The sequence below is a fragment of the Pseudoselenomonas ruminis genome (assembly GCF_008271295.1).
In the GTDB taxonomy this organism is placed as follows: Bacteria; Bacillota; Negativicutes; order Selenomonadales; family Selenomonadaceae; genus Selenomonas_A; species Selenomonas_A ruminis.
Window position 1 is genome coordinate 64,448 of the sequence record NZ_VTOY01000009.1, and the last position, 15,664, is coordinate 80,111.

Annotated in this window: 15 protein-coding genes; all 15 read right to left on the reverse strand. The window is 51.4% G+C overall.

All coding sequences use genetic code 11. The annotated features are described in order from the left end of the window. Positions 1 to 3: 3 nt before the first annotated feature. A complete protein-coding gene (locus tag FZ040_RS10325; RefSeq protein ID WP_149171911.1) occupies positions 4 to 2,547 on the reverse strand; it encodes an ATP-binding protein in 2,544 nt (847 codons plus the stop codon). A gap of 120 nt (positions 2,548 to 2,667) precedes the next feature. Further along, a complete protein-coding gene (locus tag FZ040_RS10330) occupies positions 2,668 to 3,501 on the reverse strand; it encodes a deoxyribonuclease IV (RefSeq protein ID WP_149171912.1) in 834 nt (277 codons plus the stop codon). A 14-nt stretch (positions 3,502 to 3,515) separates the two neighbouring features. Continuing rightward, entirely contained in the window at positions 3,516 to 3,893 is a 378-nt protein-coding gene (locus tag FZ040_RS10335; protein WP_149171913.1) for a C-GCAxxG-C-C family protein, read from the reverse strand. 116 nt (positions 3,894 to 4,009) lie between these two features. Beyond that, positions 4,010 to 4,192 (reverse strand): YjfB family protein, encoded by a 183-nt coding sequence (locus tag FZ040_RS10340; protein WP_033169017.1) that lies wholly within the window; start codon positions 4,190 to 4,192, stop codon positions 4,010 to 4,012. Between the two features lie 123 nt (positions 4,193 to 4,315). Then, the gene (locus tag FZ040_RS10345) at positions 4,316 to 4,531 is read right to left on the reverse strand and encodes a hypothetical protein (RefSeq protein ID WP_033169016.1); all 216 of its coding nucleotides are present in this window, start codon (positions 4,529 to 4,531) and stop codon (positions 4,316 to 4,318) included. A gap of 193 nt (positions 4,532 to 4,724) precedes the next feature. Further along, positions 4,725 to 4,883 (reverse strand): FeoB-associated Cys-rich membrane protein, encoded by a 159-nt coding sequence (locus FZ040_RS10350; RefSeq protein ID WP_149171914.1) that lies wholly within the window; start codon positions 4,881 to 4,883, stop codon positions 4,725 to 4,727. Between the two features lie 49 nt (positions 4,884 to 4,932). Then, positions 4,933 to 6,828: a ferrous iron transport protein B gene (feoB, locus tag FZ040_RS10355; protein WP_149171915.1), complete on the reverse strand. Its 1,896-nt coding sequence runs from the start codon at positions 6,826 to 6,828 to the stop codon at positions 4,933 to 4,935. A 19-nt stretch (positions 6,829 to 6,847) separates the two neighbouring features. Continuing rightward, positions 6,848 to 7,072 (reverse strand): FeoA family protein, encoded by a 225-nt coding sequence (locus FZ040_RS10360; RefSeq protein ID WP_149171916.1) that lies wholly within the window; start codon positions 7,070 to 7,072, stop codon positions 6,848 to 6,850. A 228-nt stretch (positions 7,073 to 7,300) separates the two neighbouring features. Beyond that, on the reverse strand, positions 7,301 to 8,563 hold the full coding sequence (locus FZ040_RS10365; protein ID WP_149171917.1) for an S-layer homology domain-containing protein: 1,263 nt from the start codon (positions 8,561 to 8,563) through the stop codon (positions 7,301 to 7,303). 159 nt (positions 8,564 to 8,722) lie between these two features. Further along, a complete protein-coding gene (locus tag FZ040_RS10370; RefSeq protein ID WP_149171918.1) occupies positions 8,723 to 10,114 on the reverse strand; it encodes a sodium-dependent transporter in 1,392 nt (463 codons plus the stop codon). 754 nt (positions 10,115 to 10,868) lie between these two features. Then, on the reverse strand, positions 10,869 to 11,651 hold the full coding sequence (locus FZ040_RS10375) for an ABC transporter ATP-binding protein (RefSeq protein ID WP_149171919.1): 783 nt from the start codon (positions 11,649 to 11,651) through the stop codon (positions 10,869 to 10,871). Between the two features lie 2 nt (positions 11,652 to 11,653). Beyond that, positions 11,654 to 12,682: a FecCD family ABC transporter permease gene (locus tag FZ040_RS10380; protein ID WP_149171920.1), complete on the reverse strand. Its 1,029-nt coding sequence runs from the start codon at positions 12,680 to 12,682 to the stop codon at positions 11,654 to 11,656. Next, the gene (locus tag FZ040_RS10385; RefSeq protein ID WP_149171921.1) at positions 12,682 to 13,635 is read right to left on the reverse strand and encodes an ABC transporter substrate-binding protein; all 954 of its coding nucleotides are present in this window, start codon (positions 13,633 to 13,635) and stop codon (positions 12,682 to 12,684) included. The genes FZ040_RS10380 and FZ040_RS10385 overlap by 1 nt, the downstream gene beginning before the upstream one ends. 18 nt (positions 13,636 to 13,653) lie before the next feature. Then, positions 13,654 to 14,355, reverse strand: coding sequence for a precorrin-2 C(20)-methyltransferase (gene cobI, locus FZ040_RS10390; RefSeq protein ID WP_149171922.1), 702 nt, complete (start codon positions 14,353 to 14,355; stop codon positions 13,654 to 13,656). A 158-nt stretch (positions 14,356 to 14,513) separates the two neighbouring features. After that, complete coding sequence (locus tag FZ040_RS10395) at positions 14,514 to 15,644, reverse strand: sodium ion-translocating decarboxylase subunit beta (protein WP_149171923.1); 1,131 nt, start codon at positions 15,642 to 15,644, stop codon at positions 14,514 to 14,516. Positions 15,645 to 15,664 lie beyond the last annotated feature (20 nt).

Genomic DNA, 15,664 nt, shown 5'->3' on the forward strand with positions numbered 1-15,664 from the left:
TTGTCAAATCTTTTGCGACAATGCTTGCTTTATCGTCTGGAACATTTTATGGATATCGATAGGCTTGGCAATATGTCCATCCATACCGGCGTTGATGGCGTCCTGTTGGTCTTCTTTAAAGGCGTTGGCCGTCATGGCCAGGATCATGATTTTGGCCTTATCGGGGTCATCGAGCCGGCGAATCTTTTGCGTCGCCTTGTACCCGTTCATATTGGGCATCTGAATGTCCATGAGAATCAAATCATAGTAGCCTGCCCTGGCCTTGGTTACCATGTTCACACACTCCACGCCATCACAGGCGCGTTCCACCTTAACGCCGCAAGCCGCCAGCAGCTCCTCGGCGATTTCCGCATTGAGGTCATTATCCTCGACCAGCAGAATGCGCTTGCCCGCAAAATTAAATTCCGTTTCCGGATTTTCCGGAACCTCCTGCCCCTCTGGCTCTTCGCCAATATGGTGCGGCAGGCAGATGATGATTTCCGTTCCTTCGCCGAGTTTGCTCTTAATGGAAATCGTGCCGTTCATCATCTCGACAATCCGCTTGACAATCGCCATGCCAAGCCCCGTGCCCTGTATGCCGCTCTGGGACGAATTCCGTTCCCGTGAAAACTGCTCAAAAATCTGCGCCTGGAATTTCTCGGACATGCCGATTCCGTTATCCCGCACCGTAGTCTCGACGATACATTCTCCTGGTTTTGCCCCGGGCAGTTCACGGACACCGGCAAATATCTCCCCGTCATTGGCCGTGTATTTCACCGAGTTGCTGAGTATATTCATCAAGAGCTCCATCACATGGGTACGGTCAAAATACAAATACGGATGCTCAACTTCATAGCTGGTCTTGAAGGAAAGGTTCTTCTTCCTCATTTCGCCTTCAAACACCGAAACCCAGGAATCAAAGAACTCCCTGGCATTCGTAAGTTCTTCTTCAATGACAATCTGCTTGCTCTCTATCCTTGCCATTTCCAGAACATTATTCAGGATATCGAGCAGCTGATGACTGGCCAGTTTTACCTTCTTGCGATATTCGCGATTGACGTCCACCGCCTCGGGATGACGTTCCTCAAGCTCGGTGAAACCGATAATCGCATTGAGCGGCGTGCGGATATCATGACTCATATTGAATAGGAACGTCGTCTTGGCCTGATTGGCAGCCTCTGCTTTTTCCTTGGCCTTCTCTAGATGCTCCTGCTGTTCCTTTAGCAGTTTGTTGAGTTCCCGTATCTTTTGCAGCTGCAATTTTTGCCGAGTCAGCGATTCCTCGAGTTTGCGGTTCTCTTCTTCCAGCCCCGTAGTTACCGAAACAAAATGTGCCAGGCCGCTTACCAGCGTAATGCGGTCATCCTTGAAGATATGTTCACTTTGGTCCAGCCATTTATTGCCGGCCCCGACCGATTCCCGGCCGCCTTCCCGGAAAGCCACAATGAGCATGGCTCCGTTTAACAGCTGTGGTTCCTCACAATCGTCGAAACGCTGGATTTCTCCATACGAGGCAAAACCAACCGTCGGCGCAATATCGCCAAAAGGTGTCAACTCGAGCTGAAAATCGTCTTTTAAATACATCTGGCGCACACAGCAGGGAATCAGCAAAATCCCCTCGGGACCAAACTGCTGCACTTTCAGCTGCGCCTGATGCGATTGGTTCAGGATTTCCATTGGGTCGCCATAGGCCAGCCGCACCGCTTCGCCCGCATTGATGCTGCTCGTGAACAGCACCGACCCCGTTTCCCCATAGCCAATCGGTATCCGCGCGATATCATGCCCGCCGCGATTCAGCATAAGCGGAAACGGCATGATGGAGGTGAAAAAATTAGGTCCTGGGGCTACGCCGATGTATTTCTTATAAAAATCCGCCACCGTTACGTCATTGACTTTTAACACGCTGATATCCGACTCGAGTTCCGTCACTGTGACTTCATTTCCCAGCGCGCGCCAGCCAAGATAGGAATCAATATGAAGGTGCAAATCCTCGCCATAAAACAGCATCACAAAGAAACCGTAGTCGGTACAGCCTTGGTCAGTGAATACATGCGTCGGCGTCGTCTTCACATTGTCAATCTTATCCGCATAAGCATCTGCCGCCCCGCCAAACATCGGTACATCCGGCGGCAAATGGCGCAGGTTGCGGAAGATGTCCGCCGCACCATTGAGCGATTTCATCGTGATAATCATGCCCATCGCCGCCGGTTCAACGGCTTTGACCTTCGCCACGACCGCTGATGCCGCTGCCGCCAAATCTTCCTTATGACCGTCGTAGAAACAAAGCTCAACCGCCGAGGACTCAAACACATAAAAGCAAATCTCATGACTGTGGTGATGAACTCGTGCATTGTCAATTTCACAGGAAGTCGTGTTGCCACAGACCTGCACGTCCGGCAGCACTTCCTTGATGCGCGCCGTCATGGCCGCAATTTCCCTTGGCTCATTCAGGCTCGTAATCACCATGCAGAGAATCGCCGATACCTGTTCCGGGCACTCGAAACGAAACTGTTCCAAACAACTATCCAATTTTTTGAGGTCGTCGATATTATACGCTAAAAGTTTCATTGTCTCCGTTCCCCATCCACTAAAATCCGAACCTTGTATTATATAAATGTATTCGCTCTTGTTCCCCAAAAACCTGCCGATAAAAAAAGCCGTTGCCTCTTTTACGGGCAACGGCTTTTATCATTTCTGCCAAAGGCTGCGAAGCAGCGCAATCTCAGCGGCATATCCATCGTGGTCATTCGGTGTTTCAAGGATAAAGGGAAGCTCCCGCAATGCCGGATGATTGATAACGCGAGCCAATGCCTCAAGACCAATCTGACCTTCCCCGATGCGGGCATGACGGTCTTTATGCGAACCGCAGGCATTGAGGCTGTCATTTAGATGAACGGCCTTTAACTTCTCAAGGCCGATAATCCGGTCAAATTCGGCCAGTACGCCATCAAAATCATGGACAATGTCATAACCAGCATCCCAAACATGACAGGTATCGAGACAAACGCCCAGCTTCTCCCGAAGCGTTACCTTATCAAGAATTGCCCGGAGCTCGTCAAAGTTCCGGCCCACCTCGGTGCCCTTGCCCGCCATGGTCTCCAGCAAAACCGTAGTCGTCTGCCCGGGAACCAGCACCGCATTGAGCTGTGCTGCGATGAGGTCAATGCCCGTTTCAACGCCCTGCTTGACATGACTGCCCGGATGAAAATTGTAGTAATTGCCCGGCGTGAACTCCATGCGCTTCAAATCGTCAGCCATCGTCTCGCGGGCAAAAACCCGCAGTTCTTCTTTGGCCGCGCAGGGATTCATCGTATACGGTGCATGAGCCACGAGCTTTGCAAAACCATGCGCCGACGCTAGTTCCAAGAACGCCTCCACATCCGAAGCATCGATGGCCTTCGCCCTGCCGCCACGGGGATTGCGTGTAAAAAACGCAAAGGTATCCGCCTTTAACGCCAAGGCTTCCTTTCCCATCGCATAATAGCCTTTTGCAAACGACAAATGACTGCCAATATGAAGCATCCCACGCCCTCCTGTCAAAGCTGGTTTTCCAGGGCGACGACCGCATGACGTACGCAGTCGTCACAGGAGCACAGCATCTTTTTCGTCTTGATTCCCTTGAGGTCGCCGCAAATGGTAGCGCCAGCCTTCTCCTTGAATTCCTCAAGCATTGCCTTCGTCATCATTTTCGTCGGCGCAGCCGAGGCATTCAAAAAGCCAGCCGCCATCGCCGCACCGCAAAGAGCTCCGCAGGTAGCTTCCATGCCACCCATGCCGGAACCGAACCCGGAACCCAAGGCCAGCAGTTCTTCCTCAGATTTTCCCATCTCGTCTTTAAAAGCCAGCAATACCGCCTGGGCGCAATTGCATGTTTTCTTATACTCCACTGCTTTTTCTGCTCGAACGTTTGCCATCGTATAATCCTCCTAAAAAATAGAAACAACTATCCTTAGTTTACACTAGACGCCCCAAAAGTGCAAAAGCCGTCAAAAAAAACAGCCCCTGTCCCAAAAGACAAGGGCTGTTCCGCTTAGGCCTGGATATCCACCAACGCGCCAAGATTCGGATCAAGACTCTGCTCCATACCTTCGAGCAGTTCCATCGGTCCCGACTCAGCCGTCTCCATTGCCATCTTGAGTACGGCAATTCCCATATCCTGTCCGGCCTGTGCCTGATGCATGCTTACCGACATAGCGGCAATACTCATATCCATAGAAGCACCTCCTAATACACATCCTTGTGCTATCTATTCTATCGTCAAAAACGCCGTAAAACTTAAGTGCTCTCATGGAAAAGCCGCCTTCGAAATGAAGGCGGTCCTGTCTATTTATCGCCGTTATGCTTCCTTGAGTTTCCGGCGAATTTTATCCTGATTCAGTTTTGATAAGCTGCCGGCTGTCCCCAGCACGTACATGCCATCCTTGAGTCGCAGCAAAAGTCCCGTGCGGCCATTATCGGTCTCAATCACTCCCTTCATCTCGGAATTCTCAGGTAAAGGTCTGTCGCCCCAGAACAACGACTTTGACATGTTTCTAAGCTTGCTGATCCTCATACTGTAACCTCCCGTGATGTTATTGTCTGTCTATCTCATTACATAGTAACCCTTCGACAGCAGGATTTTTTCTCCTGCTGTAACTTGTAATAATTTTATGACAATCATCTGAATACTCGCTGAAATATCCGCCCCCGGAAAAATAAAAAAGTCCGGTCTTCGCGCATCACAGATACGCAAAGACCGGAGCCTGTTATTTTTTTTCGGGGACAGAATGGCACCCGCAACAGCTGCCACTGCACTCCGATGCACCACAGCAATCGGATTTTCCTTCATGGAAATTGCGATAGATATGCCTAAGGGCAAAGAACAGTGCCACAGCCAACACCGCAGCGACGATAAAGGTTGCCATAAAAATCCCTCCTATCAACGATTATTGGTAACCAAGTTTCATTCACCAATCAGAACCCCAGGAGACGTCCGATCTGATAAACCAGCAGCGAAACGACCCAGGCGATAACGAACATGTAAACCGCGGAAAAAGCCATCCACTTCCAGCCGCCAGCTTCTTTCTTGATAGTACCCAGCGCCGTTACACAAGGCGTGTAAAGCTGCGAGAACACCATGAAAGCCAGCGCCGACAGGGCCGTAAAGCTTGTAGCCATGCCCGTCTGCATCATCTGGCCGGCAGACTCGACAGCATCGGCAGCTTCCGTGGAGACGTCAGCGGCACCGTAAAGAACACCAATCGTCGCAACGACCGTCTCTTTTGCCATGATGCCCGAAAGCAGTGCAGCACCGGATTCCCAGGTAGCAAAGCCATGGAACACAAACAGATTGGACATCCAGCCACCAAGGACAGCCAGAATCGACTCATCAATTTCACAAGGACCATCGAAGTTATAATTAGACAGTACCCACAGCAGAACCGAAGCGGCAAAAATAATCGTACCAGCTTTAACCAGATAGCCTTTGCCTTTATCCCAGGTCTCTAAGAGTACCGACTTCATATCCGGCATGCGGTACGGCGGAAGTTCGAGCAGGAACGTCGAGCCCTTATCCTTAAAGATGGACGAGCCAAGACCTTTGGCCGCAATAATTGCCATGATAACACCGGAAATATACATGGCAAAGACAACATTGGCTGCATTATCCGGGAAGAACATGGCGGCAAACAAGGCCATGATCGGTAGCTTTGCCCCGCAGGTGAGGAACGGCGTTACGAGAATAGAAACCATGCGATCCTTCTCCGAATCCAGCGCACGAGCGCCCATGATTGCCGGAACACCGCAGCCAAAGCCCATCATCAGCGGCATGATGCCTTTACCCGTAAGGCCACAACGGCGCATAATCGGGTCCATGATGAAGGCGATACGGGCCATATAACCCGTACCATCCAGGAAGGACAGGCAGAAGAACAGTACGAAAATCAGCGGAACGAACGTCAGCACAGCGCCAACACCGCCAATGATACCATCGCAGACGAGGGAAACCAGCCACTCAGCAACACCGGCATCGGTGAGCGCATCGGTGGCAAAATCGAGGAAGTCCTCATTAATCAGCGAATCCAGTGCGTCGGCAATCGGCTGGCCAATCCACTCAAACGTAATCATGAAAACGCCGTACATAATAGCCAGGAAAATCGGCAGTGCCAAAACGCCATTGGCGAGGAATCTATCGATTTTTTCCGATTTCGTCTGTCCAACATTGGACATCGTAACTGCCTGCGCGATAACCGTATCAATCAGCGCATAACGGGCCTCGATGATTTCTTCCTGTTTCTCCGACTCCGTCTTGCCGCTGGCTTCAATCTCCTGGACCTTGATGATATGATCCTTCACCAACTGGCTCGGCTCGTAATTCGACATAACCGTAGACGTGAAGATGTCCAGCAGTTTTCTGGCACTCTTGCTGCTGCGGCCCACCGTCTGAACAACCGGCATGCCCAGCGCATCCTCAAGCTTGCGGCAATCAATCTTAATACCACGGCGCTCGGCATCATCGGCCATGTTGAGGTCAATCAAAAGGGGAATGCCCTTTTCAAGCAGCTGCACCGTCAGGAACAAGTTGCGCTCGATATTCGAGCTGTCCACTACGTCCATGACGAGGTCCAGTTTGTTATTCATGAGGTAATCGATGACGATTTTTTCTTCTGGAGAACGGGCGTTAATGCTATACGTACCTGGGAGGTCAACGATGGAAATTGCACGGTCCTGATGACGTGCATAACCGACTTTTTTATCAACGGTTACGCCCGGCCAGTTGCCGATTTTCTGGCGGGCGCCAGTGAGTTCATTAAATATCGTGGATTTACCGGTATTCGGATTACCGGTTAATGCTACTGCAATTGTTGCCATTTTACTAAATCGTCTCCTTTTAACCAACCTGCTCTACGGTAACATTCTCTGCATCCGCGCGGCGAAGAGCCAGATTATACGAACGGACGCTGATAGCGATTGGGTCGCCCAGCGGAGCTGCCCGCAGGACTTTTACCTTCGTCCCCGGCGTAAGGCCCATAGTCATGAGACGTTCTTTCAAGCTGCTATCGTCAATCTGCTTGATTTTCAACGTCATGCCTGTTTTACCCTCTTTAAGAGTCATAGAAAAACCTCCCAAATGAATTGAATAAGTGCACGCATCAAAGATGCGGGATAAATGATATTGTTTATCTTCAAACATGATAACGTATATCAATAGCAATTGTCAAGGATTATCAATTACATTTAAGAAATTTTCTCAAAAAAAAAAGCAAGCCACCGTTCTTCCCGGTGACTTGTCAAATTTGACCGGTCAAATTGACCGGTCAACCAATATGCACTTAGTAAAGGCTTAGAAGAAACATTCCACGCGGGCGAAATACTGCTTAATCCCCTGATGCGAATCGATTCGTTCCCCATCGCCATACTTGAGGATTACGCCGACGTTTTTAAGCGGCGCATATTTTGCACCGACTTCCCAGCCCTTCTGCCCATAGTGAAGCGCATCGTCAGTACCGGCAGCCGCTGCGCTTTCTCCGAGCTGGCGATAGGCGCTGTAAAGCTGCCACGACCCTTGCATTTCGGGCCGGTACGTTCCGTAATCGAGTTCCGTTTGCCAGGCAGTATCCTGACTCTTAGCCTTCGTATTTTCTGCATAGGCGCCGCTTAGGCGCAGGCGGTTAGTAAACCGGTAGGCGCCATGCAGCGACCAAATAGCGGCCGTATTTCCCGCCGAAAAGTAAGCCGAATCCCAGCTGTCATTTTTCAGCCGATAGGCACCTGCCCCCGCCAAGATTTTATTCTTCGTACCGTCAAAATTGATTCCATATAAATCGGCAGCTTCAGCGCTAACAATGCCAAAGTCTGGCGAAAGTTCCTCCGGACTCAGGCGGCCCCCCAGCAAAGTGAGCACGGCACCATCCTGCCGTTTCAAGCCGCCGCCAAACGAAGCCACCGCTCCCGAACACTGCCCATCCCAGAGCATGCCCTCCTCGTTGGTATAAAGCGGCAGTTTGCCAAACGTCAGCTGCAGCGCATCGTAATCCCCCTGCGCATAGATGCGCTCCAAGCGCACCGTCCCCGTCTCATCCTGCGAAAGTTCCTGCGCAGCTTCCAGGCGTGCCTTTACCTGCCAATGAGGCTCAATGGCCGCCGATGGTTCCAGACGCAGCAGCAGCGTATTGCTGCTGCGCCTGCCCGCAGCCGATGTCCTTGCCTGCTTATTCGTATACTCCACCTTGCCATTCCATTGGACAACATCTGCCTGCTGTTCCAAACAGGCCACACGAACGCCCAATGCATTTAAATCGTCGCTGAATTCCGCGGCGAGCTGAGCAATCATCTGTTTATCCCGAGTGCTCACTTCCACATCTTTTTCTGCCGCCATCGCCCGCGCTATCATCATAGCCATCTCATAGCGGGTAATTTCCCGCTGGCCCTTGAGCGTCATATCATCATACCCCGTGAGCACGCCATCGGACACCAGCTCCGTTACGGCTTCATACGCCCAATGATCCGCCGGAACATCCGCAAACGGATTGCCCGCCGCCAGGACGGAAGTTGTAAAAAACACGGTAAGTGCCACCGCTATCATACCGATTTTCTTAAACATCATCGAAAATTTCTCCTTTGTCTTTCCGAGCGATTCGATATTTTTCGTCGCCGTTCCTATTATAACGCGATTGTTCACATTTTGCCAAAGAGAAAATTTCGCTATTTCTTCAAAATAAAAAGCCTTCCCATATCGGTATCCACCAATACGGGAAGGTTCCCATTACAATAATATTCCAAACGCCTGCAGACAGAGAATCAACATAATCACCGGCGCAACATAGCGGATGATAAAACGGTAGAGCCATTTCCGCGGCATCACGCTGCCATCGCGTTCCATCTCCTCGATGATCCAATCCGGTTTGACAATCCAACCGATAAGGACAGCCGAGCAAAGGGAAATCACCGGCATCATACAGGAGTTGCTGATGTAGTCCATGATATCGAGCAACTGTCCCGTCGTCCCATTCGGCAGCCCGACTTCAAGGTAGAACACACTGTAACCCAAGGCAATCACAACGCTGATAACCGTATAGACGATGCCGAGCACACGGGTCACCGTCTCGCGGCGCGCACGGAAAATCTCCATGCAGTTGGCCGTTATCGCCTCCAAGACCGATATGCAGCTCGTAAGGGCAGCAAACCCTGCCATGATAAAAAAGGCCATGCCAATAAATGGACCAACAGCCCCCATGGAGGCAAAGACCTTCGGCAGTGAGACAAACATAAGCTTCGGACCAGCTGCCATCCCCTCCATGCCGGAGAAAACAAAAATCGACGGAATAATCATCATGCCAGCCAGCAGTCCCACAAAGGTATCAAACAGGCATATCTGTGAAACCGACTGATTGAGATTCACATCTTTGCGCACATAACAACCGTAGGTAATCATAATCCCCATCGAAACGCTGAGCGAGAAGAAAATCTGGCTCATGGCATCGAGCAGAATCTGCAAAAACTTGCCAAGCGTAAGCTGGGCAAAATCCGGCATCATATAAACGCCAAGCCCCTGAAGGCCCGTGCGGGTCACACCATCGGCATCGGTGTAGCTGAGACTCAGCGAATAACCGGCAATCAGGATGATGGCCACAAGCAGAACCGGCATCATCAGCCGCGAACATTTTTCAATGCCTTTCTCGACGCCACGATAGACAATCACCGCCGTCAAGAGCATAAAGAGCACCGCATAAAGCCCGGCCTCCCAAGGATTCGTAATGAAGGACACAAAGTAGGCATCCGCCGCAGCTGCCCCGGCTTGACCGGTCACAAAGGCCACGGCGTACTTTAATATCCAGCCGCCGATAACGGCATAATAGGTCATAATCAGCACGGGCACCAGAAAGGTCAGAACCCCCAAAAACCATGCACGCGGATCCATCGACTGATACGCCCGGATGGAGTTCTTCTGCGTCCGGCGGCCAATGGCCAAATCCGACGATAACAACACATAACCAAAGGTCATGACCAAAATCAAATAAATCAGCAAAAACAGTCCGCCGCCATCTTTCGCGGTCAAATACGGAAAGCGCCAGAGATTCCCGACACCAACGGCAGAACCTGCAGCAGCCAAAACAAATCCCATCTGTCCGGAAAAGCTGCTCGAATTCTCATGCATAGAAGTCACCTCAAATTTTTCTTTGTTGCTCCATCATAACAGTTTACACCAATAATGTAAAGAAAAATCTCGTGCAAATAGATAAATATGTACTTTAATCCGCTACCAATGCACTTTTAAGGTTTTTCCTGCACTTTATTCACCGTAGTAAACCATTTCGATTTTAATGTATACCGAGGATGCCACTTTCCCATAAGCCGGATAATTTACCCTTATCTATTAGAGAGACTCGTTTTGAGCCAATTCGCCGGCAGCAAGGGACACAGTACCAACGCTCCGCCGGTGACAACCCGCTACAAGAAATTTTTGCCTTTTAATTAAAAGTTGGAAAAAATTAAACGCGCTTCGCTTGAACGAAATTCTTTTCCAACGGGAACGCAGGCAAAAATTTCTTGCTTAACGCGGAACGTCAAGGCTGCGCTTATGGTACTGTGTCCCTTACTGCCTGGGGATGAGTCGCAAAAGTTCATTCCTGTTATAATCCTCAGCCGCCGCTAGGGGCAGTGCCATAAACGAAGCGTTTGATGGTTTCCGTTAAGAACGAAATTTTTATCCTCCCCTTCGTCGGAAAATTGCTACCGTCCAAGCGAAGCGCGTTTTGCAACTTTTCCGATGCTTAATTAAGGATAAAAATTTCGTTTAGGAAAACATCTCCCGCGTAGTGTTGGCACAGCCCCTAGCGGCGGCGAAGAGCAGACTCGCCCCCTATGAACCTGAAAAATCCGTTGACTCATTCCTAAGCCAACGGATTATCCTATCTTACCAACTCCACCGGCGAGAGCACTGCCGCCCCCTGGCTGTTGGTGAATATATCTGCTTTTACATGAAATACTTTTGCCAGCATATCGACCGTCAAAATATCCCGCGGCGCGCCCTGCGCAATCACCTTATGATCAGTCAAAACGGCAATCTCATCGGCGTATTGCAACGCATGATTGATATCGTGGAGCACCATGACAACCGTCATGCCGTATTGCTCCTTGATATGGGTCACAATCTCCATGACCTCTAACTGATGAGCAATATCAAGATACGTAGTCGGCTCATCGAGCAGCAAAAATTCCGGCTGTTGGGCTAACGCCATGGCCAAAAATGCCCGCTGCCGTTCTCCTCCCGAAAGCGTCTGCACCTGCCGGTTGGCAAACTGCTCCACCTTAGTTACGCCCATCGCCCACTCCACCGCCTCGCGATCCTTTTGGGCATTTCCCGGACGAAACCAGCTGCGATACGGAAACCGCCCATAATCGACAAGCTGCCGCACCGTAGTATCAGCCGGTACCGTCGCCCCTTGCGGAAGAATCGCCAATTTCTTTGCCATCGCCCGGCGAGAAATCGTCCGGATATCCGTTCCCCCTAGGCGGACCGTGCCACAGTAATTGCTATTGAGCCCCGCCGCTGTCCGGAGCAGGGTCGACTTGCCAGCACCATTCGGGCCAATAACCGCCGTTCGCTTGCCGCTGGGAAATTTCACCGACAGGTCATGCAATATCACCTTATGGGCAATGGATACCCCTAGCTTCTCAACTGTCAGCGCCATAATCACAGCTCCTTTCTGAGCAGGAACAAGAAAAACGGCGCGCCGAGCACCGCCATGATAATTCCGACAGGCAGCTCCACCGGGGCAAAGGCCGTCCGGGCAAACGTGTCGCTAAACGTCACCACGGCTGCTCCCAATAACGCCGACGCTGGCAGCAGATAGCGATAGTCGGAACCAATCAAAAGGCGGGCCGCATGCGGCACAATGAGACCGACAAAGCCCAAAAGCCCCACCACCGATACGGCGCTGGCAGCCAATAGTGCCGCAACAGCGGTCAGCAAAAGCCGTGTTTTTTCTACGGATAGACCCAACCCGCGGGCCAGTTCATCTCCCAACTGGAGAATGTTAAGATGCCTGGCCGCCAGAATTGCCAAAAAACCGCCAGCCAGCGTATAAGGCCAAAGCAATTCGACATGAGGCCAGCTCCGGGCCGACAGCCCGCCGACCATCCACATCAAAGCACTGTGCACGCGGTCACTGTAAAAAATCATCATGGCAGAAATCCCCGCACCGAAAAAGGCGGAGACGGCTACGCCGGCCAGAATGATGCGAATGGGCCGGATGCCATTCTTCCAGGCCAGAATATAAATCAACATGGCAGCCCCCATCGCCCCCACAAACGCCACGGGCGTAATGAGCCAGGAATATTCCGGCAGCAGCAGCATGACGACAATTCCCGCGAGTCCTGCCCCCGACGAAATGCCAATAATATGCGGGTCAGCCAGCGGATTCTTCATAATGGCCTGCAGGATTGCACCCGAAAGCGCCAGATTGATTCCCACCAACGCCGCTACCAGCGTCCTAGGCAGCCGGATATTCATCAAAATCTGCTGATGGGTACCGATGCTCTCCCCACGAAAAACCGCCAGGATTTCCTCCAGCGGAATCGCCACCGACCCTTTCATAACACTTATTATCCCTCCCAGACACGCCAAAACGGCAAATATCACCAAAAGGGATATCCGCCGCTTGGATGAGCAGTCCGTTTCCGGCCTGCGGCCCGGAAGTTTTTGTTCCGTTGTTTTCTTCATTATTGGAATACCTCAGGGTAAACACACTTGGCCATAACCTCTACTGCCTCAGGATAATGGATTCCTGGGCTCAAAAGGAAAAGGTCCTGTGGCAGATAGTAGACCTTGCCCTCGCGCACAGCCTGCACCGACTGCCAGGCAGGATTGCCCTTCATCTCCTCATCCATCTCACTCTTGATGGCATCCATTTTGCCCATGCTGGTGACAAAAATCAGTTCCGGATTCTGCGCCACTAAGGTTTCGAGGCTGTACGGCGCCGCATCAGGATTCTTCTCCAGTGGCGTTGTGCCGGCTGCCACATTCTCCCAGCCCAGCATTTTTGCCACCGAACCGGCAATACTGCCCTCGAGCTGAACCGTCAGGCCCTGATTCGTGCTATGGATGACCGATACGCGGCGCTTATCCTGCGGAATTTTGTCGCGAACGGCCTGGATTTTCGCATCCATATCGGCCACAAGCTGCTCGCCTTTCTCCTTGGCACCCGTTACCTGTGCCAGGATGCCGACTTCGCGCTTGACATCTTCATAGCTTTTCATGTCGAGCACGAGCGTCTTGACGCCGTTGCTCTCCAAGGCATCGACCAGCTTTTCATTCATGCCCTTGTTGATGATGACGAGATCCGGATTGCAGGCCAAAACCTTTTCGGCATCAATCTGGTAAACTTTGCCAACACTCGGCAGTTCCTTGGCAAAAGCGGGCATTTTCGTCTTTGAATCCGGACGGCCTACGACCAGCTTTGCTCCATCCACAGCTTCGAGCGGCTCCAAAAAAGAGGCCGACGTTACCACAATGCGCTCGGGTTTCTTCGCCAGCACTACCTCACGGCCCAAATCATCCGTAATCACCGCATAAGACGACGAAGAAACCGGGCCACCTGCACTAGGGGAAGAACCGCAGCCGGAAATAACGGCTGCCATCATAACCATCAGCATTAAGAACAGTATCTTTTTCATGCCCAGACCTACCCTTCCTCAGTTTTTCCGCGTCAAAATCGTCGACAGATAGTTGAGTTTTTCGCCTTTGTGTTCCTCGATATCCCGGATGATTTTTTCATTGGGGAGGCCTGCCCGGCTGACGAGAACCGCCTGCTTAGCCATGTCATTCCGCGCCAGCATATCCGTTACTTCATCGAAGTTCTTGTAGACCTTCATCAGGACAACATTATCGGCCGCCTGTACGGCTTTTTCCACCTTTTCCGGCGGTGCCGTTGCCGGCACAATGCTGAGCACATCGTCGCCCTCGACAATCGGATAGCCCATGAGGCTGCCGATTGCTGCAAACGCCGGAATGCCCGGAATCGTCTGGATTTCAATATCCTCATGTTCGAGCAGCCGGTAGACATAAATATAAGTGCTATAAAACATCGGGTCGCCGAGCGTCAGGAACGCTACATTCTTGCCGGCTTCCAAGAGTTCAAGAATTTCTTTCTTATTCTGCTCCCAGGCCTCCGTGCTGTTTTCCGCAAATCCCTTAACCATCGGAAATACCTGATAAACAATCTCCACATCATCTTTCAGATATGGTTTCGCAATGGAAAGCGCTACACTGCCATCTTTTTTCTCCGTCTTCGGCGCAATCAGGACATCTACCTTTTCAATGGCCCGAATCGCCTTTACCGTCAACAGTTCCGGGTCGCCAGGGCCCACGCCAATTCCATAAAAAATACCACGCATATCGATTGGTACCTCCATATTTTCGTAAAATAATGCTATGTCTATTACCTTTCAAAATTTTACACCTGTCGATAATCTATGTCAAACCTCAGCCACGGCAATCCCTGCATAACAAAAAAAGCTGACCGTCAATTGACCAGTCAGCTTTTCAGCATAACTTACTTGAGCATTGCGAGCATCGTACCAGCAGCAACTGCCGTACCGATAACGCCAGCGACGTTCGGTCCCATGGCATGCATGAGCAGGTAGTTGCCCGGTTTGGATTTCATACCGACCACCTGGCTGACACGAGCAGCCATCGGAACAGCCGAAACACCAGCCGAACCAATCAGCGGATTGATTTTCCAGCCGGAAACACGGCACATGATTTTGCCGAAGATAACACCACCGGCAGTACCGGCAATGAAAGCTACCAGACCGAGGCCAATAATCAACAGCGTCTGCGGAACCAGGAAATCATGGGCATTCATCGTCATACCAGTACCCGTTGCCAGGAATATCGTGACGATATTGCACAAGGAGTTCTGGGCGGTATCCGACAAGCGGTCCATAACACCGGACTCACGGAACAGGTTGCCAAGCATCAGGCAGCCGAGCAGCGATGCAATCGGCGGCAGCAACAGGCTGATGATGATTGCCGCTACAATCGGGAAGCAGACGCGCTCGAACTTCGTTACCGGACGCAGCTGCTCCATCGTGACCTCGCGTTCCTTCTGCGTAGTCAGCAGTTTCATAACCGGCGGCTGAATCAGCGGAACCAGCGACATGTAGGAATATGCGGCAACGGCAATTGCACCTAAGAGATGCGGTGCCATCTGAATCGAAAGGTAAATAGCCGTCGGGCCATCTGCACCACCGATGATGCCGATTGCACCGGCTTCCTGGACATTAAAGCCCAAAAGCATTGCTCCGACGAGGGCAACAAAGACACCAATCTGGGCAGCAGCTCCAAGGAGCAGCGTAACCGGACGGGCAAGCAGCGGACCGAAATCCGTCATTGCACCGATGCCCAAAAAGATAAGCGGCGGGAAAATCTCATTGGCAATGCCGTAATGGATTGCCTGCATGAGGCCCGGCTCCTCGAGAAAGCCCGTACGCGGGAAATTGGCCAGGATACAGCCAAAAGCAATCGGGCCTAAAAGCAGCGGCTCAAATTCCTTGACGATTGCCATATAAAGAAGTACCAGACCGACCAGAATCATAATTCCGTTGCCGGCCTCAAAAGCCGAAAAACCACTATCAGCCCAAACGGCCTGCAGGGATACAACGAATGCATTAAACAGTTCCATGGTGTTTCCTCCTTCCCTGC